Annotated in this window: 15 protein-coding genes and 1 other RNA gene; 5 read left to right on the top strand and 11 right to left on the bottom strand. The window is 61.6% G+C overall.

Going from position 1 to position 15,288, the window contains the following annotated elements; genetic code table 11:
- Positions 1-27 precede the first annotated feature (27 nt).
- The 10 genes from gcvP to EI969_RS25585 all read right to left on the bottom strand — a co-directional run bounded on the left by gcvP (position 28) and on the right by EI969_RS25585 (position 12,696).
- On the bottom strand, positions 28-2,901 hold the full coding sequence (gene gcvP / locus EI969_RS25630; RefSeq protein ID WP_160390216.1) for an aminomethyl-transferring glycine dehydrogenase: 2,874 nt from the start codon (positions 2,899-2,901) through the stop codon (positions 28-30).
- Positions 2,902-3,143: 242 nt separating this feature from the next.
- Positions 3,144-3,527: a glycine cleavage system protein GcvH gene (gene gcvH, locus EI969_RS25625; protein ID WP_160390215.1), complete on the bottom strand. Its 384-nt coding sequence runs from the start codon at positions 3,525-3,527 to the stop codon at positions 3,144-3,146.
- Between the two features lie 49 nt (positions 3,528-3,576).
- Positions 3,577-4,659 (bottom strand): glycine cleavage system aminomethyltransferase GcvT, encoded by a 1,083-nt coding sequence (gene gcvT / locus EI969_RS25620; RefSeq protein WP_160390214.1) that lies wholly within the window; start codon positions 4,657-4,659, stop codon positions 3,577-3,579.
- Between the two features lie 156 nt (positions 4,660-4,815).
- Positions 4,816-6,432, bottom strand: a complete 1,617-nt coding sequence (locus tag EI969_RS25615; RefSeq protein ID WP_160390213.1) for an iron ABC transporter permease — start codon at positions 6,430-6,432, stop codon at positions 4,816-4,818.
- A 204-nt stretch (positions 6,433-6,636) separates the two neighbouring features.
- Positions 6,637-7,641: an extracellular solute-binding protein gene (locus EI969_RS25610; RefSeq protein WP_160390212.1), complete on the bottom strand. Its 1,005-nt coding sequence runs from the start codon at positions 7,639-7,641 to the stop codon at positions 6,637-6,639.
- Between the two features lie 246 nt (positions 7,642-7,887).
- Positions 7,888-9,105 carry a 2-octaprenyl-3-methyl-6-methoxy-1,4-benzoquinol hydroxylase gene (locus EI969_RS25605; RefSeq protein ID WP_178120823.1) on the bottom strand — a complete coding sequence of 406 codons (1,218 nt, stop codon included), beginning with the start codon at positions 9,103-9,105 and terminating at the stop codon, positions 7,888-7,890.
- A 9-nt stretch (positions 9,106-9,114) separates the two neighbouring features.
- Entirely contained in the window at positions 9,115-9,600 is a 486-nt protein-coding gene (locus EI969_RS25600) for a DUF4442 domain-containing protein (protein ID WP_160390210.1), read from the bottom strand.
- Positions 9,593-10,780, bottom strand: coding sequence for a 2-octaprenyl-6-methoxyphenyl hydroxylase (ubiH, locus tag EI969_RS25595; RefSeq protein WP_160390209.1), 1,188 nt, complete (start codon positions 10,778-10,780; stop codon positions 9,593-9,595). Before ubiH ends, EI969_RS25600 begins: the two co-directional genes overlap by 8 nt.
- The gene (gene pepP / locus EI969_RS25590; protein WP_160390208.1) at positions 10,777-12,111 is read right to left on the bottom strand and encodes a Xaa-Pro aminopeptidase; all 1,335 of its coding nucleotides are present in this window, start codon (positions 12,109-12,111) and stop codon (positions 10,777-10,779) included. The genes ubiH and pepP overlap by 4 nt, the downstream gene beginning before the upstream one ends.
- A 27-nt stretch (positions 12,112-12,138) precedes the next feature.
- Positions 12,139-12,696: a YecA family protein gene (locus tag EI969_RS25585; protein ID WP_160390207.1), complete on the bottom strand. Its 558-nt coding sequence runs from the start codon at positions 12,694-12,696 to the stop codon at positions 12,139-12,141.
- A gap of 197 nt (positions 12,697-12,893) precedes the next feature.
- On the opposite strand from EI969_RS25585, the gene EI969_RS25580 reads away from it, so the two are divergent.
- From EI969_RS25580 to EI969_RS25565, 4 genes are all read left to right on the top strand, one after another.
- Positions 12,894-13,103, top strand: coding sequence for a TIGR02449 family protein (locus EI969_RS25580; RefSeq protein ID WP_007982902.1), 210 nt, complete (start codon positions 12,894-12,896; stop codon positions 13,101-13,103).
- Positions 13,100-13,417 carry a cell division protein ZapA gene (locus tag EI969_RS25575; protein ID WP_008055229.1) on the top strand — a complete coding sequence of 106 codons (318 nt, stop codon included), beginning with the start codon at positions 13,100-13,102 and terminating at the stop codon, positions 13,415-13,417. The genes EI969_RS25580 and EI969_RS25575 overlap by 4 nt, the downstream gene beginning before the upstream one ends.
- Before the next feature lie 30 nt (positions 13,418-13,447).
- Positions 13,448-13,626, top strand: a non-coding RNA gene (ssrS, locus tag EI969_RS25570) — 6S RNA.
- Positions 13,627-13,712: 86 nt separating this feature from the next.
- Positions 13,713-14,318, top strand: coding sequence for a 5-formyltetrahydrofolate cyclo-ligase (locus tag EI969_RS25565; RefSeq protein ID WP_046039060.1), 606 nt, complete (start codon positions 13,713-13,715; stop codon positions 14,316-14,318).
- A gap of 35 nt (positions 14,319-14,353) precedes the next feature.
- On the opposite strand, the gene EI969_RS30310 is transcribed toward EI969_RS25565, so the two are convergent.
- Complete coding sequence (locus EI969_RS30310) at positions 14,354-14,509, bottom strand: hypothetical protein (protein WP_007982896.1); 156 nt, start codon at positions 14,507-14,509, stop codon at positions 14,354-14,356.
- 195 nt (positions 14,510-14,704) lie between these two features.
- Between EI969_RS30310 and EI969_RS25560 the strand changes: the two genes are divergently transcribed.
- Positions 14,705-15,154, top strand: coding sequence for an EVE domain-containing protein (locus EI969_RS25560; RefSeq protein WP_160390206.1), 450 nt, complete (start codon positions 14,705-14,707; stop codon positions 15,152-15,154).
- Positions 15,155-15,288: the final 134 nt, after the last annotated feature.

Genomic DNA, 15,288 nt, shown 5'->3' with positions numbered 1-15,288 from the left:
TTTTTTTGCCCAGCGTTGCGCAAGAGATCAGCGGTAATCGTCCACCGGCACACACGCACAAAACAGGTTCCGATCCCCGTAGACGTTATCCACCCGGTTCACCACCGGCCAGTACTTGTGAGCCTTGGTGTGCGCGTCCGGCGTGACCGCCTGCACGATGCTGTAAGGCCGTTCCCACAAGCCGGTGATGTCGGCCAGCGTATGCGGCGCGCCTTTCAACGGGTTTTCTTCGGCTGGCCAGTTACCGTTCTGCACCTCGTTGATTTCCGCGCGGATGCTCAGCATCGCGCCAATGAAACGGTCCAGTTCCGCCTTCGATTCACTCTCGGTCGGTTCGACCATCAGCGTCCCCGGCACCGGGAACGACATGGTCGGGGCATGGAAGCCGTAGTCCATCAGGCGCTTGGCGACATCCTCTTCGGTGATGCCGGTCAACGCCTTGAGCGGCCGCAGGTCGAGGATGCATTCGTGGGCCACCCGTTCGTTGCGCCCGGTGTAGAGCACCGGGAAGGCACCGGACAAATGTCGCGCCAGGTAATTCGCGGCGAGGATCGCCACTTCACTGGCGTCCGCCAGTTGCGGCCCCATCATCGCGATGTACATCCAGCTGATCGGCAGAATGCTTGCGCTGCCCCAGGGCGCTGCGCTGACGGCACCGTTCTGCGGGTGCGGCCCGTCGATCGGCACCACCGGATGGTTGGCCACGAACGGTGCCAGATGCGCCCGTACCCCGATCGGCCCCATGCCCGGCCCACCGCCACCGTGTGGAATGCAGAACGTCTTGTGCAGGTTCATGTGCGAGACATCGGCGCCAATATCCGCCGGCCGCGCCAGCCCGACCTGAGCGTTGAGGTTGGCGCCATCCATGTACACCTGACCGCCGTGATGATGGATCACTTCGCAGATTTCGCTGATGCCCTCCTCGTACACCCCATGGGTCGAAGGGTAGGTCGCCATCAGGCAGGCGAGTTTGTCGGCGGCCTGCGCGGCTTTTTCCTTGAGGTCATCCAGATCGACGTTGCCCGCCTCGTCACACTCGACGATGACCACCCGCATCCCGGCCATCTGCGCCGATGCGGGGTTGGTGCCGTGAGCCGACGAAGGAATCAGGCAAATGTCGCGGCCACCCTCCTGGCGGCTCTCATGGTATTTGCGGATCGCCAGCAGTCCGGCGTATTCACCTTGGGCGCCGGAGTTGGGCTGCATGCAGATCGCATCGAAACCGGTGATCGCGCACAGCCAGCGCTCCAGTTCTTCGATCATCAGCCCATACCCGACGGCCTGCTCCTTGGGCACGAACGGGTGCAGGTTGGCGAACTGCGGCCAGGTGATCGGGATCATCTCGCTGGTGGCGTTGAGCTTCATGGTGCAGGAGCCCAGCGGGATCATCGATTGGTTGAGCGCCAGGTCCTTGTTTTCCAGTTGCTTGAGGTAGCGCAGCATCTCGGTTTCGCTGTGATGGGCGCTGAACACCGGATGGCGCAGATAGGGCGAAGTTCGCGCCAACCCTTCGGGAATTCCGCCAGGCAAGGCTTCAGCATCCAGTTCCTCGATGCGCAGCCCGTGATCGGCCCCCAGAAACACGTCGAACAGCTTCATGACGGTGGCTTCGTCGCAGGTTTCGTCAAGGCTCAAGCCCAACTGCCCGCGCCCGAGAATGCGCAGGTTGATCTGCGCGGCCCGGGCACTTTCGATGATCGCCGTCTGGGTTCCGCCGACTTCCAGCGTCAGGGTGTCGAAGAAGTGCCGGTTGACCCGGGTGATACCGTTGCGCTCAAGCCCGGCGGCCAGGATGCAGGTCAGCCGGTGGACACGCTGGGCGATCCGCTTGAGCCCTTCCGGGCCATGGTAGACCGCATAGAAGCTGGCGATATTGGCCAGCAGCACCTGGGCCGTGCAGATGTTGGAGTTGGCCTTCTCCCGGCGGATGTGTTGTTCGCGGGTTTGCAGGGCCATGCGCAGGGCCGTGTTGCCTCGTGCATCTTTCGAAACCCCGATGATCCGCCCGGGAATCGCCCGCTTGTATTCATCGCGGCTGGCAAAAAATGCCCCGTGCGGCCCACCGTAGCCCATGGGCACGCCAAATCGCTGTGACGAGCCGAACACCACATCGGCGCCCAGTTCACCCGGCGGGGTCAGCAACAACAGGCTCAGCAAATCGGTGGCGACACAGGCCAGGGCCTGTTGCGCGTGCAGGTGATCGATCAGCGGCCGCAGGTCGTGGATTTCGCCGTGGGTGTCCGGGTATTGCAGCAGCGCGCCGAAGACCTGGTGCTGTTTCAAGTTATCCACAGCGTCGACGATCAGCTCGAAGCCAAAACCTTCAGCGCGGGTCTGCACCACGGAAATGGTTTGCGGGTGGCAGTTTTCGTCGACAAAGAACAGGTTGCTTCTGGATTTGGCGACCCGTTTGGCCAGGGCCATGGCTTCCGCCGCGGCGGTAGCCTCATCAAGCAATGAGGCGTTGGCCAACTCAAGACCGGTCAGGTCGATCGTCATTTGCTGGAAGTTCAGCAGCGCTTCGAGCCGCCCTTGGGCGATCTCCGGTTGATAGGGGGTGTACGCGGTGTACCAGCCGGGATTTTCCAGCACATTTCGCAAAATGACGGCCGGTGTGAGGGTGCCGTGATAGCCCATCCCGATCAGGCTGGTCCAGACCTGGTTCTGCTCGGCATAACCGCGCAACTTGGCCAGCGCGGCCTCTTCATCGAGCGCCGGGGGCAGGTCCAGCGTCCGGTTGAGGCGGATGCCCGGCGGCACGGTCTGCTCGATCAACTCGACCCGGCTGCCCAGGCCCAGGCTGTCGAGCATCGCCTGCTGCTCGGCGGCATCGGGTCCGAGGTGGCGGCGCAGAAAGGCATTGGGGTCGCGTAACTGGCTCAGGGACGGCATCTTGGACATGACGGGCTCTCTCTTGACTGGCGCTCAGCGTCGATGCAACACGGTCAAACCAGCATAGCAGCCAGTACCGGACGCGAATCCTGTAGGAGCGAGCCTGCTCCGGGCGGCGCTCCGACGAACCTGAGAACACCGCGCGGTGTCAGGCTTCCAGCGCCATCGTTGACGACCATCGCGAGCAGGTAAGGATTTGTCAGGCAAAAAAAAGCCCCGACGGATCGGGGCTTTGGGATGTTGCGTCAGGCTTATTCGCCGATGGCAGCCTTGTAGCCGGCGGCGTCCAGCAGTTTTTCCAGGTCTGCGGCATTGCTTGGCTTGATCTTGAAGATCCAGGCGCCGTACGGATCGGAGTTGAGCAACTCAGGTGTACCGCTCAGTTCTTCATTGACCGCGATCACTTCACCGGCAATCGGGGAGTAGATGTCGGAAGCAGCCTTGACCGATTCAACGACACCCGCCTGATCTTCAGCGGCAAATACATTGCCCACTTCGGTCAGTTCGACGAACACCACATCACCCAGCGCTTCCTGCGCGTGATCGCTGATGCCCACGGTGACGGTGCCATCGGCTTCCAGACGTGCCCATTCGTGACTTTCGGCAAAACGCAGGTCGGCAGGGATATTGCTCATGTTCTGTGTCCTCAGGAAATTGTCAGCGGTCGTTAACCGCTGGAAAAGATTAGATCAAGGTTTTGCCGTGGCGTACGAAGGTCGGTTTGACCACTCGGACCGGGTACCACTTGCCACGGATTTCCACTTCAGCGCGGTCGGCTGTTGCCATCGGCACGCGCGCCAGTGCAATCGACTTGCTTAGCGTAGGAGAGAAACTACCACTGGTGATCTCCCCTTCGCCAACATCGGCGATGCGGACCACCTGATGAGCGCGCAAAACACCGCGCTCCTCAAGGACCAGACCGACCAGTTTGTGCTGCACCCCGGCGGCCTGTTCGGCTTCCAGCGCGTTGCGTCCGACGAATTTGCGGGTGGCAGGCTCCCAGGCGATGGTCCAGGCCATATTGGAGGCCAACGGTGAAATGTCTTGCTGGATGTCCTGGCCGTAAAGGTTCATGCCGGCTTCGACTCGCAAGGTATCCCGCGCGCCAAGGCCGATGGGGGAAATCCCGGCACCGACCAGATCGTTGAAAAAGCCTGGCGCCTGATTGGCCGGCAGAATGATTTCCAGGCCGTCTTCGCCGGTATAACCGGTGCGCGCGATGAACCAGTCACCGTCGAACAGGCCTTCGAAGGGTTTGAGGAGCTGGATCAGGTTGCCGCGGGACTGGCTGACCAGCTCGGCAATTTTTTGCCGGGCATGAGGGCCCTGGATGGCCAGCATCGCCAACTCGGAACGTTCGCTCAGTTGTACATCGAAACCGTCGAGATGCGCTTGCATCCAGGTCATGTCCTGGTCGCGGGTGGAGGCGTTGACCACCAGGCGATAACCTTCGTCGAGACGGTAGACGATCATGTCGTCGACGATGCCGCCCTGCTCGTTGAGCATGGTGCTGTACAACGCACGGCCGGGGCTGTGCAGGCGTTCGACATCATTGGCCAGCAAATGCCGGAGCCAGGCTTTGGCCTGGGGGCCGCCGACGTCGATTACGGTCATGTGGGATACATCGAAGACACCGCAATCGCGGCGCACCTGATGGTGTTCCTCGACCTGCGATCCATAATGCAGAGGCATGTCCCAACCGCCAAAATCGACCATCTTCGCGCCGAGTGCGAGATGAAGGTCATACAGAGGCGTACGCTGTCCCATGGGTTTCTCCTTCCGGGCGTGGCGAAGGTGCGGGCAAGTGCTGCACGGACTGAATGCCTTGAAACAAAGGGCCTTTAGCCGATTTCAGCTACCTGGTCTGTCAGACGGACCGCACCGAATGCCGCGCATTGTAGCCGCAAGGTGTAGGACTGACACCTAGCTGTTTCGATGCGCTGAACGCCGGATCAATCCGATGACCGGTAACAGCCCGACCAGCACCAGCGTCAACGCTGGCAAAGATGCCCTCGCCCATTCTCCTTCGCTGGTCATTTCAAAGATCCGTACCGCCAGCGTGTCCCAGCCAAACGGGCGCATCAGCAGGGTCGCGGGCATTTCCTTGAGCACGTCGACGAACACTAGCAGCGCAGCGCTCAACGTTCCGGGTAGCAATAATGGCAGATACACTTTGAAAAACAGTCGCGGCCCACTGACGCCAAGGCTACGTGCCGCTTCGGGCAAAGATGGCCGTATACGCGCCAGGCTGCTTTCCAACGGCCCGTAGGCCACCGCGACGAAGCGCACCAGATAGGCCAGCAACAACGCCGACAGACTGCCCAGCAGCATCGGCTTGCCCACGCCACCGAGCCAGCTCGAAAGCGGGATCACCAGCTCGCGGTCCAGATAACTGAACGCCAACATGATCGAGACCGCCAGCACCGAACCCGGCAAGGCGTAACCCAGGTTCGCCAGACTGACCCCGGAACGAATGACCCGGGTAGGGGCCAGACGCCTGGCAAACGCCAGCAACAAGGCGACGCTGACAGTGATCAGTGCCGCCATCGCACCCAGATACAAGGTATGGACGATCAACCCGGTGTAGCGCTCGTCGAGATCGAAGCGCCCGCGCTGCCAGAACCACACCGCCAGTTGCAGCATCGGGATGACGAAAGCGCAGGCAAACACCAGACCGCACCACGTCGTGGCCGCCAGCGCCTTTACGCCTTGCAGGTGATACAGCGCCTTGAGCCGTGGTCGCTCGTTGCTCGCCCGGTTGGCCCCGCGGGCACGGCGTTCGCCATAGAGCACGAGCATCACCACCAACAGCAACAGGCTGGCCAGTTGCGCCGCGGAAGACAGGCTGAAAAAACCGTACCAGGTCTTGTAGATGGCCGTGGTGAAGGTATCGAAGTTGAATACCGACACTGCGCCGAAATCCGCCAGGGTCTCCATCAACGCCAATGCCACGCCCGCACCGATGGCCGGCCGCGCCATGGGCAATGCCACCCGCCAGAACGCCTGCCAGGGCGATTGACCAAGGACCCGTGCGGCTTCCATCAGGCCTTTGCCCTGAGCCAGGAATGCCGTGCGGGCCAGCAGATAGACATAGGGATAGAAAACCAGCACCAGCACCACGATCACACCGCCCGTGGAACGCACGCGCGGCAGCCGCAGACTACTGCCGAACCACTCGCGCAGCAGGGTTTGCACGGGCCCGGCGAAATCCAGCAGGCCGACAAACACGAACGCCAGTACGTAGGCCGGTATCGCGAAGGGCAGCATCAGCGCCCAATCGAGCCAGCGCCGACCGGGAAATTCACAGAGGCTGGTCAGCCAGGCAAGGCTGACGCCCAGCAGGGTGACACCCGCACCGACACCGAGCACCAGCGTCAGCGTGTTGCCCAGCAGGCGCGGCATCTGCGTGTCCCACAGGTGCGACCAGATTTGAACGTCGATGGTTTGCCAGGAAAGCAGCAGTACGCTCAGGGGCAGCAGGACCAGCGCAGCGATGGCGAAGACGACTGGATACCAGCGGCGTTGGGCGGGATGGGCCACAGGCTTGGTTCTCTACTATCTAATGGATGAGATCGACACTGTAGGAGCGAGCCTGCTCGCGAAAAACGTCAACGATAACGCGGGGTACCTGACGGTCCGCGGTGCCCCGACGTTCATCGCGAGCAAGCTCGCTCCTACATCGTCAGAGGCGCGCAACGCAAAAACAAACGCCCCGCATAGGCGGGGCGCAGTATATAGGGTGACTTAGTTCCAGCCAGCCTTGTCCATCAGGCGAATCGCTTCTGCCTGACGCTTGCCGGCAATTTCCACTGGCAAGGTGTCAGCGATGAACTTGCCCCAGGCCGCCACTTCTTCCGAGGGTTGAACCGCAGGGTTCGCCGGGAACTCGTGGTTCACGTCGGCGAAGATTTTCTGCGCTTCAGGCGTGGTCATCCACTCTACCAAGGCCTTGGCCGCTTCCGGGTGCGGTGCGTTCTTGGTCAGGCCGATGCCCGACAGGTTGATATGCACGCCACGGTCGACCTGGTTCGGCCAGAACAGCTTCACCGGCAGCTCCGGCTTCTGCTTGTGCAGGCGGCCGTAGTAGTAGGTGTTGACGATGCCGACATCGCACTGGCCGGCGTTGATCGCTTCCAGCACGGCGGTGTCGTCGGAGAACACGTCAGTGGACAGGTTCCTGACCCAACCCTTGAGGATTTCCTCAGTCTTGGCGGCGCCGTGCACTTCGATCATGGTCGCGGTCAGGGACTGGTTGTAGACCTTCTTCGCCGTGCGCAGGCACAGGCGACCTTCCCATTGCTTGTCGGCCAAGGCTTCGTAGGTGGTCAGTTCACCCGGCTTCACCCGGTCGGTGGAGTAGGCAATGGTCCGCGCCCGCAGGCTCAGGCCAGTCCAGGCATGCGAGGCTGCGCGGTATTGCAGCGGAATGTTGGCGTCGATGGTTTTCGAGGTGAACGGCTGGAGGATGCCCATCTGCTCGGCTTGCCAGAGGTTGCCGGCATCGACGGTCAGCAGCAGGTCGGCTGGCGTATTCGCGCCCTCGGCCTTGAGGCGCTGCATCAGGGGCGCCTCCTTGTCGGTGATGAACTTCACCTTCACGCCGGTCTTGGCGGTGTAGGCATCGAATACCGGCTTGATCAGATCGTCGATTCGCGAGGAGTAGACCACCACCTCGTCAGCAGCCTGGGCGGCGGTGCTGGCGATCAGGGTCAGGGCCAGTGCAGTCAGTAGACGCTTCGGTGCCAACATGGGAGCGGTCTCTCGATTGAAAAATGAGGCCAAATGATAAGGACTCACATTTACCTTCTCAATCGAAGCGGGCTGCGGAGGAGTTACCAGATGTTGCACAGCTTGGAATTTGTGGTGCTTTTGCTGACGCCTTCGCGGGCAAGCCCGCTCCCACAGGTTTTCGGGTGTATACCGAATTGATGTTTCACACCGGCCACTGTGGGAGCGGGCTTGCCCGCGATGAGTCCATTAGCCCCAGCAAAAATCTCAGGGCCTGGCCAGCGTCGGCAAATCCCCGGTCAACCCCAGCGCCTCACGCACGAACAAGGCCTTGGCTTCCGGCATTTTCTCAACCATTTTCAATCCGGTATTGCGCAACCAGCGCACCGGCAACGGATCGGCCTGGAACAAGCGCTCGAAACCTTCCATCGCCGCCATCAGCGCCAGGTTGTGGGGCATGCGCCGACGCTCGTAACGGCTAAGGACTTTCACATCCGCCAGGCGTTCGCCACGGGTCGCCGCTTGCAGCAACACTTCGGCCAGCACGGCGGCATCGAGGAATCCGAGATTCACCCCCTGCCCCGCCAACGGGTGAATGGTGTGGGCCGCGTCGCCGATCAACGCCAGGCCTTCAGCCACATAACGCTTGGCATGGCGCTGGCGCAGGGGCACACACAGGCGCGGGTCGGCGCTCAGCACTTCGCCGAGCCGACCTTCGAAGGCGCGCTCCAGCGCCTTGCAGAAACCTTGTTCATCCATCGCCATCAGACGTTCGGCTTCGCCGGGCGTGGTCGACCAGACAATCGAACACCAGTCCTGCTGGCCGTCGCGTTCAAGGGGCAGAAACGCCAGCGGACCGTTGTCGGTGAAGCGCTGCCAGGCCGTCATTTGATGCGGTTTGGCGCAACGTACGCTGGTGACGATGGCATGGTGCAGATAATCCCATTCCCGGGTCGCCACACCGGCCAGGCGACGCACCGCCGAGTTGGCGCCATCCGCGGCGATCACCAGTGGTGCGCGCAACGTACGGCCATCGGCCAGGGTCAGCAGCCAGTCATCGCCGGAGCGGCGCATCTGTTCCAGCCGAGCATTGGCCAGCAACCCAAGGTCGCAGTCATGCAACCGGTCGAGCAAGGCATCCTGGACCACGCGGTTCTCGACGATATGACCCAACACCTCGGCGTGCACGCTGGCCGCCGAAAAGTGGATCTGCCCAGTGCCGCTGCCATCCCAGACCTGCATGTCGGTATAGGGACTGCTGCGCCGCCCGGCGATGCCGTCCCAGACGCCAAGGCGTTCGAGAATCCGCTGACTGGCGATCGACAAGGCGCTCACGCGCGGCTCGAACGCGGCCTGCGTGTTGAAGGGTTTGACGCTCATGGGGCTGCCGTCCAGCAGCAGGACTTCCAGCCCGCTGTCCTGCAATGCCAGCGCCAGAGCGCTGCCGACCATTCCGGCCCCGACAATCAGCAGATCTGCGCGCATTTCCATGCTTTAAGCCTGTCTCTCTTGCGGCTTGAGCCGCACGTAAAGGGTTTTCCCGACCCGCGCCACCAGATGGCCGGCGCCGTCATGAATGTCGACCTGCAATTGCGGCAGGTACTTTTCGCCATTGGCCGTCTGCCGACGGATCTCGTCGAGCAAGGTGTCGTCGATGGTGAAACGGGCGAATACCGGGCCTTTGCCCGGCGCGATGAAATCGATGTCGGCGGCCTTGTCCCAGACAATGTACTTGCGCCCCAGGTTTTCCATCAGCATCAGCATGAAGAACGGATCGACCATCGAGTACAGGCTGCCGCCGAACTGGGTGCCGACGTAATTGCGGTTGTACCAGCCCAGCCCCATGCTGACCCGCACGTCACGAAAATCATCGCTGATGTGCTGCACCCGCACACCTGCACCGAAGTACGGCGGGTAGAAGCTCATGAAAAAGCGCATCAGACGGGCTTTGCCGGATCGGCGGATCAACCAGTTACGCATCCGGTCGCGTCCCCAGCCCCATCGCCTGCCGTGCGAACCAACGCTTGGCCGGTGGCAGCAGATCAAGGCCGAGCAGACCGATGTTGCGCCCCAGGGATACCAGCGGCTGGGTGCTGCCGAACAGACGCGTGACCTGATCGGAGAAGCCCACGGTGAGGTCCTGGTCCAATCGCTGGCGTTCACGATAGGCCTGCAACGTGGCGAAGTCGCCCAGTGGTTTCTCGCTGGCGAGCAAGGCATCGGCCAGGGCCTGGGCATCGCGCAGGGACAGGTTGAACCCCTGCCCGGCAATCGGATGCAGGCTGTGCGCCGCGTTGCCGAGCACCGCCAGATGCGAACGCACCTGCTCCTCGGCCTCGACCAGTGTCAGCGGATACAGATGCCGTGCACCGACCTGTTTCAATGTGCCAAGGCGATAACCGAACACACCCTGCAACTCGCTCAGGAAACTGCGCTCATCAAGGGCCGCCAGGCGTTGTGCGTCCATGCCCAGACGGGTCCAGACCAGCGCGCAGCGGTTTTCCGGCAGCGGCAGCAATGCCATCGGGCCTTCGTCGGTGAAGCGCTCGAAGGCCATGCCGTTGTGGGCTTCGCTCGGGGTGATGTTGGCAATCAGCGCGCTCTGGTTGTACGGACGCTTGCGAATGCCGATCCCCAATTGTTCGCGCAGGCCGGAACGACCGCCGTCGGCGAGCACCGCAAGGTCGCATTCCAGGGTGGTTTCATCGTTGAGGGTCAGGCGATAGCCATCGGGCAGCGGCTCCATGCGGGTGACTTCCGCCGGGCAGCGCCAACTGATCACGTCCTTGTCCAGGCCTTGCCACAGGCATTGGCCGAGCCAGGCGTTTTCCACCACGTAACCCAGCGCCGGAACGCCCTCTTCCATCGCCGACAAACGGGCAGTGGAGAAACGCCCACGGTCGGAAACATGAATCTGCTTGATCGGCTCGGCGCGGCGGGAGACTTCCTGCCAGACGCCCAGCCGCTGATAAATCTGCTGCGAGCCGAAGGACAACGCCGAAGAACGCGCATCGTAACTCGGCTGATACGTGTCGCCAGGAGCGAACGGCTCGATCAGCACGATCTTCCAGCCCCGGGCCTTGGCCCCGGCCTGCAGCGCCAGCGCCAGGCTGGCACCGACCAGCCCGCCACCGATGATTGCCAGGTTGACTCGACTCATGCCGCTTGTGTCCGTGCAGCGGCCATCAGGGCCTCGATCTCGGCGACGGTTTTCGGCACGCCGTTCGTCAATATTTCACAGCCGGTTTTGGTGACCACTACATCATCCTCGATACGCACGCCAATGCCGCGCCATTTCTTCGCAACATTCTGGTTGTCCGGAGCAATGTAGATCCCCGGCTCCACGGTCAGCGCCATGCCGACCTCCAGCACGCGCCACTCGCCGCCGACCTTGTATTCGCCGACATCGTGCACATCCATGCCCAGCCAATGGCCGGCGCGGTGCATGTAAAACGCCTTATAGGCTTCGCTGGCGATCAACTCGTCGACGTCGCCCCGCAAAAGCCCCAGCTTGACCAGCCCGGTCGTGATGACCCGGACCGTGGCCTCGTGCGCCTGATTCCAGTGCTTGTTCGGGGCGATTTCGGCAAAGGCGGCCTCCTGGGAGGCCAGCACCAATTCGTAAATCGCTTTCTGTTCCGCTGAATACTTGCCGCTGACCGGAAAGGTGCGGGTGATGTCGCTCGCGTAGCAGTCGATCTCGCAACCGGCATCGATCAGCACCATATCCCCGTCCTTGAGCAGCGCGTCATTCTGCTGGTAATGCAGGATGCAGCTGTTGCGTCCCGCCGCGACGATCGACCCGTAGGCCGGCATCTTCGCCCCGCCCTTACGGAACTCGTAATCGAGTTCGGCTTCCAGGCTGAATTCGTGCAATCCGGCGCGACAGGCCTGCATCGCCCGCACATGCGCCTGGGCGGAAATCCGCGCCGCCTCGCGCATCACTTTCACTTCTGTCGCCGATTTATACAGGCGCATATCGTGCAGCAGATGATCCAGGGCAACGAATTCGTTCGGCGGCTGGGCGCCGAGGTTGGCCTTGGAGCGGATCACGTTGATCCACTCCATCAGGTGACGGTCGAATTCGGGGTTGCTGCCCATGGCCGAATACACCCGGTCACGACCTTCGATCAGCCCCGGCAGGATGTCGTCGATATCGGTGATGGGAAAGGCATCGTCGGCGCCGAAGTCGCGAATCGCGCCCTCTTGCCCGGCACGCAGGCCATCCCACAACTCACGCTCGGCGTTGCGCTCGCGGCAGAACAGGATGTATTCGCCATGCACGCGCCCCGGCATCAACACCAGTACGGCCTGGGGTTCGGGAAAACCGCTGAGGTACTGGAAGTCGCTGTCCTGGCGGTAAACGTGCTCGACGTCGCGGTTGCGAATGGCCACCGCGGCGGCGGGCAGGATGGCGATGCTGTTGGGTTCCATCTGCGCCATCAGGGCCTTGCGGCGACGACTGTATTCCGATTTCGGGATATGGATCATGGGCAGATGGCGTTCCCTGGCAAACGATTAGTGCAGCGACGGTTTGGCGGCAGCCGACAGGTCTTTTTTGGTCTCGGAGAACAGCAGCAGCGGTGCGATGCGCACGTACTCCATGACTTCCATGTAGTCGTTTTCGCCGTCGTCGGACTCTTCCAGGGCATCTTGCACCTGGGAAATGGCCGCCAGATCCTGCAGCACTTCGTTGGCCTCGGTGCTCAGGGCACTGCTGTCACGGCAGTTCAGGCCGAAACCGCTGAGGAAACCCTGGCACCACTCGCCCAGTGCGGCGGCACGCTCGGTGAGTGGAGCGTCGTCGGTCGGCAACAGCAGAACGACGGTCACGTCATCGCCGGTGAGCTCGCCTTTTACCATCGCTTGCAGGCCGATCAGGGCGTTGCGGACGTTGTCCTGGGGCTCGCTTTCGAGCAATTCGGCGGCGTCGATCAGCCAGCCTTCGGCGTCGAAACCGGCGCCGGCACAGCTGCGACCGAGCAACAGGCCGTGCAGTTCAGCCGGCGAGACATTGTGACCGCTGGAAGTCAGCAGGGTGGCGAAGCCTTGGTACGGGGAATTCTGAATGGTCATGGGCAGCTAGGCGCCAGACGGCGCTATGTCTAGAATGAAGGCCTTGTATCCTACATCGACTACCCCTGTAGGAGCGAGCTTGCTCGCGATGAACCCGAGAACGCCATGGGCTGTCAGGGACCTAGCGTTAACGTTGGCGACCATCGCGAGCGGGCTCGCTCCTATAGAAGTCCGACACCCATCAGACAGTGAAGACAATGGAAGACACCGACCTGCAAGCACTGATGGCCAGACTCGAACTGCTGATTACCCGAGTCGAGCAACTTAAGAGCCAAAACGGACTCTTACTAGCTCAGGAAAAGACCTGGCGCGAGGAACGCGCGCACCTCATTGAAAAAAACGAAATCGCCCGGCGTAAGGTCGAATCGATGATTTCGCGCCTCAAGGCCCTGGAGCAAGACTCATGAGTTCAAGCAATAGCGTCACCGTGCAGATCCTCGACAAAGAGTATTCGATCATCTGCCCTCAGGAAGAGCGCAGTAATCTGGTCAGCGCCGCCCGTTACCTGGACGGCAAGATGCGCGAGATCCGCAGCAGCGGCAAAGTCATCGGCGCCGACCGTATCGCCGTGATGGCTGCGCTGAACATCACCCACGATCTGCTGCACAAGGAAGAACGCCCGGATATCCAGGCCAGCGGCTCGACCCGCGAACAGGTGCGTGACCTGCTCGATCGCGTCGATCTGGTGCTCGCCACCGATCCGGACGTCACTAAAGGCTGATTCGCGCCAGCGCTTGCGGTATAATCACCTCACTCCCTGGGGTGTTTGCCAGTTGGCGATGTCCCTGAGCCGATTTGCTATACCCTGGAGGTTGCACGTTGGGCTGGTGTGCATGTCCGCTAGACGGAAAGCCTTAAAGCCTACTGCATCTTCCACCTTGAACTTTCGGGTTCAAGGGCTAAGTCGACAGCGACACATTCGGGGAGCCTGATTCCAGTCCAATGCCGGTTTTGATACCGGCATTGGCGTTTTTACGGGTACGCTTCACCTATCCGTCCTGCCGAAACCAAAATCCATGACCGAACCTGCGCTGCTCCCCCGCCCGCAACTTCGACGCATGCTGCGCAAGGCCCGCCGCGCACTGACACCCAGTCAGCAGCGCCAGGCCGCTCGCGGGCTGTACAAGCAATTGGCCCAGCAACCGCTGTTCCGCCGCGCCAGACATATCTCGCTCTACCTGCCGACCGACGGTGAAATTGATCCGCGCCTGTTGCTGCGTGCCGCGCAGCGCCGGGGCAAGGCCACTTACCTGCCCGTGCTGAGCGCCTGGCCGCGTACCAAAATGGTGTTCCAGCGCATCCGTCCCGGGGAAAAACTCAAACCCAACCGCTTCCGCATTCTCGAACCACGGGCGAACCTCGCCCGGCAACGCAAGATCTGGGCGCTGGACCTGGTGTTGCTGCCATTGGTGGGGTTTGACGATGTTGGCGGACGGCTGGGGATGGGCGGCGGTTTCTATGACCGGAGCCTGGCTTATCTGGCGCGCCGCAATGACTGGCGCAAGCCGACCCTGCTGGGGCTGGCCCACGAGTGTCAGAAGGTGGAGCGATTGGCTCAGGCGAGCTGGGATGTACCGCTGCAAGGCACGGTAACTGACAAGGCCTGGTATTACGCAGGCTAGGCGCCACGTCGATCAGCGGCGCCGCGGCAACAGGATCAGCGCTTGAAGGCTGTCGACTGTTGCTGCAATTGGGCGAGTTCGACCGGTGCATCGGTCTTGTTGGCCCACAGGCTTTGGGCATAGCCGGTTGTCACGACGCCAAGGCCAAACAAAATGACCAAAATCCATAGTAAATCCGGTTTGCGTTTCATCGATTGCCCCCCAAAGGCATATCTACACGATGACAGCAGCGGTTTCCGTTTGTAGGCCGTGCAGCAGCGTCAAGCTTTAAAGGCCGGCATTTTGCGACAACGTGAACCGCTGCGCAAATGCTGACGTCAACCGACCGTCGGTTTGTCATAAAATTGCCGACAAGCTGCTCGATCACCACGCAAGGAGCAAAAGACATGGCCTATTGGCTGATGAAATCCGAGCCCGACGAACTTTCGATCAAAGGGCTGGAAAAGCTCGGCAAAGCGCGCTGGGACGGGGTTCGCAATTATCAGGCACGCAACTTCCTGCGGGCCATGGCGGTAGGGGACGAGTTCTTCTTCTATCACTCCAGCTGCCCGGAACCGGGAATTGCCGGAATCGGCAAGATTATCGAGGCCGCCTATCCGGACCCGACGGCGCTGGAGCCGGAAAGTCATTATTTCGACCCCAAGGCCACCCCGGACAAAAACGCCTGGAGCGCGATCGATGTCGCCCATGTCGAGACCTTTGCCCGGGTGTTGAAGCTGGACTATCTGAAGCAACAGACGGCCCTGGCCGAGATGCCACTGGTGCAGAAAGGCTCGCGGCTGTCGGTGATGCCGGTGACCCCGGAGCAGTGGGCGGCGGTGATTGCACTGCGTTGAGATGCTTCTGTAATTGGATGGACTCGCCCAAGCCGAGGCGTCAATGCGCCACGGTGGCAGTCTAAACAGCCATCGACAGCGAGGGCGAGTCCATGAAAAATCATAGTTCGTTTGATCAATCCGTGTCTCCTTCC

The sequence above is a fragment of the Pseudomonas sp. PB101 genome (assembly GCF_009764265.1).
In the GTDB taxonomy this organism is placed as follows: Bacteria; Pseudomonadota; Gammaproteobacteria; order Pseudomonadales; family Pseudomonadaceae; genus Aquipseudomonas.
This window is presented reverse-complemented; position numbering and strand designations above follow the sequence as displayed.

Coding starts and splice junctions, on each gene's coding strand:
- EI969_RS25575 (WP_008055229.1), top strand. CDS start 13,100: ATGAGTTCAAGCAATAGCGTCACCGTGCAGATCCTCGACAAAGAGTAT.
- EI969_RS25580 (WP_007982902.1), top strand. CDS start 12,894: ATGGAAGACACCGACCTGCAAGCACTGATGGCCAGACTCGAACTGCTG.
- gcvT (WP_160390214.1), bottom strand. CDS start 4,659: ATGGGACAGCGTACGCCTCTGTATGACCTTCATCTCGCACTCGGCGCG.
- EI969_RS30310 (WP_007982896.1), bottom strand. CDS start 14,509: ATGAAACGCAAACCGGATTTACTATGGATTTTGGTCATTTTGTTTGGC.
- gcvP (WP_160390216.1), bottom strand. CDS start 2,901: ATGTCCAAGATGCCGTCCCTGAGCCAGTTACGCGACCCCAATGCCTTT.
- gcvH (WP_160390215.1), bottom strand. CDS start 3,527: ATGAGCAATATCCCTGCCGACCTGCGTTTTGCCGAAAGTCACGAATGG.
- EI969_RS25585 (WP_160390207.1), bottom strand. CDS start 12,696: ATGACCATTCAGAATTCCCCGTACCAAGGCTTCGCCACCCTGCTGACT.
- EI969_RS25560 (WP_160390206.1), top strand. CDS start 14,705: ATGGCCTATTGGCTGATGAAATCCGAGCCCGACGAACTTTCGATCAAA.
- EI969_RS25600 (WP_160390210.1), bottom strand. CDS start 9,600: ATGCGTAACTGGTTGATCCGCCGATCCGGCAAAGCCCGTCTGATGCGC.
- ubiH (WP_160390209.1), bottom strand. CDS start 10,780: ATGAGTCGAGTCAACCTGGCAATCATCGGTGGCGGGCTGGTCGGTGCC.
- pepP (WP_160390208.1), bottom strand. CDS start 12,111: ATGATCCATATCCCGAAATCGGAATACAGTCGTCGCCGCAAGGCCCTG.
- EI969_RS25610 (WP_160390212.1), bottom strand. CDS start 7,641: ATGTTGGCACCGAAGCGTCTACTGACTGCACTGGCCCTGACCCTGATC.
- EI969_RS25605 (WP_178120823.1), bottom strand. CDS start 9,105: ATGCGCGCAGATCTGCTGATTGTCGGGGCCGGAATGGTCGGCAGCGCT.
- EI969_RS25565 (WP_046039060.1), top strand. CDS start 13,713: ATGACCGAACCTGCGCTGCTCCCCCGCCCGCAACTTCGACGCATGCTG.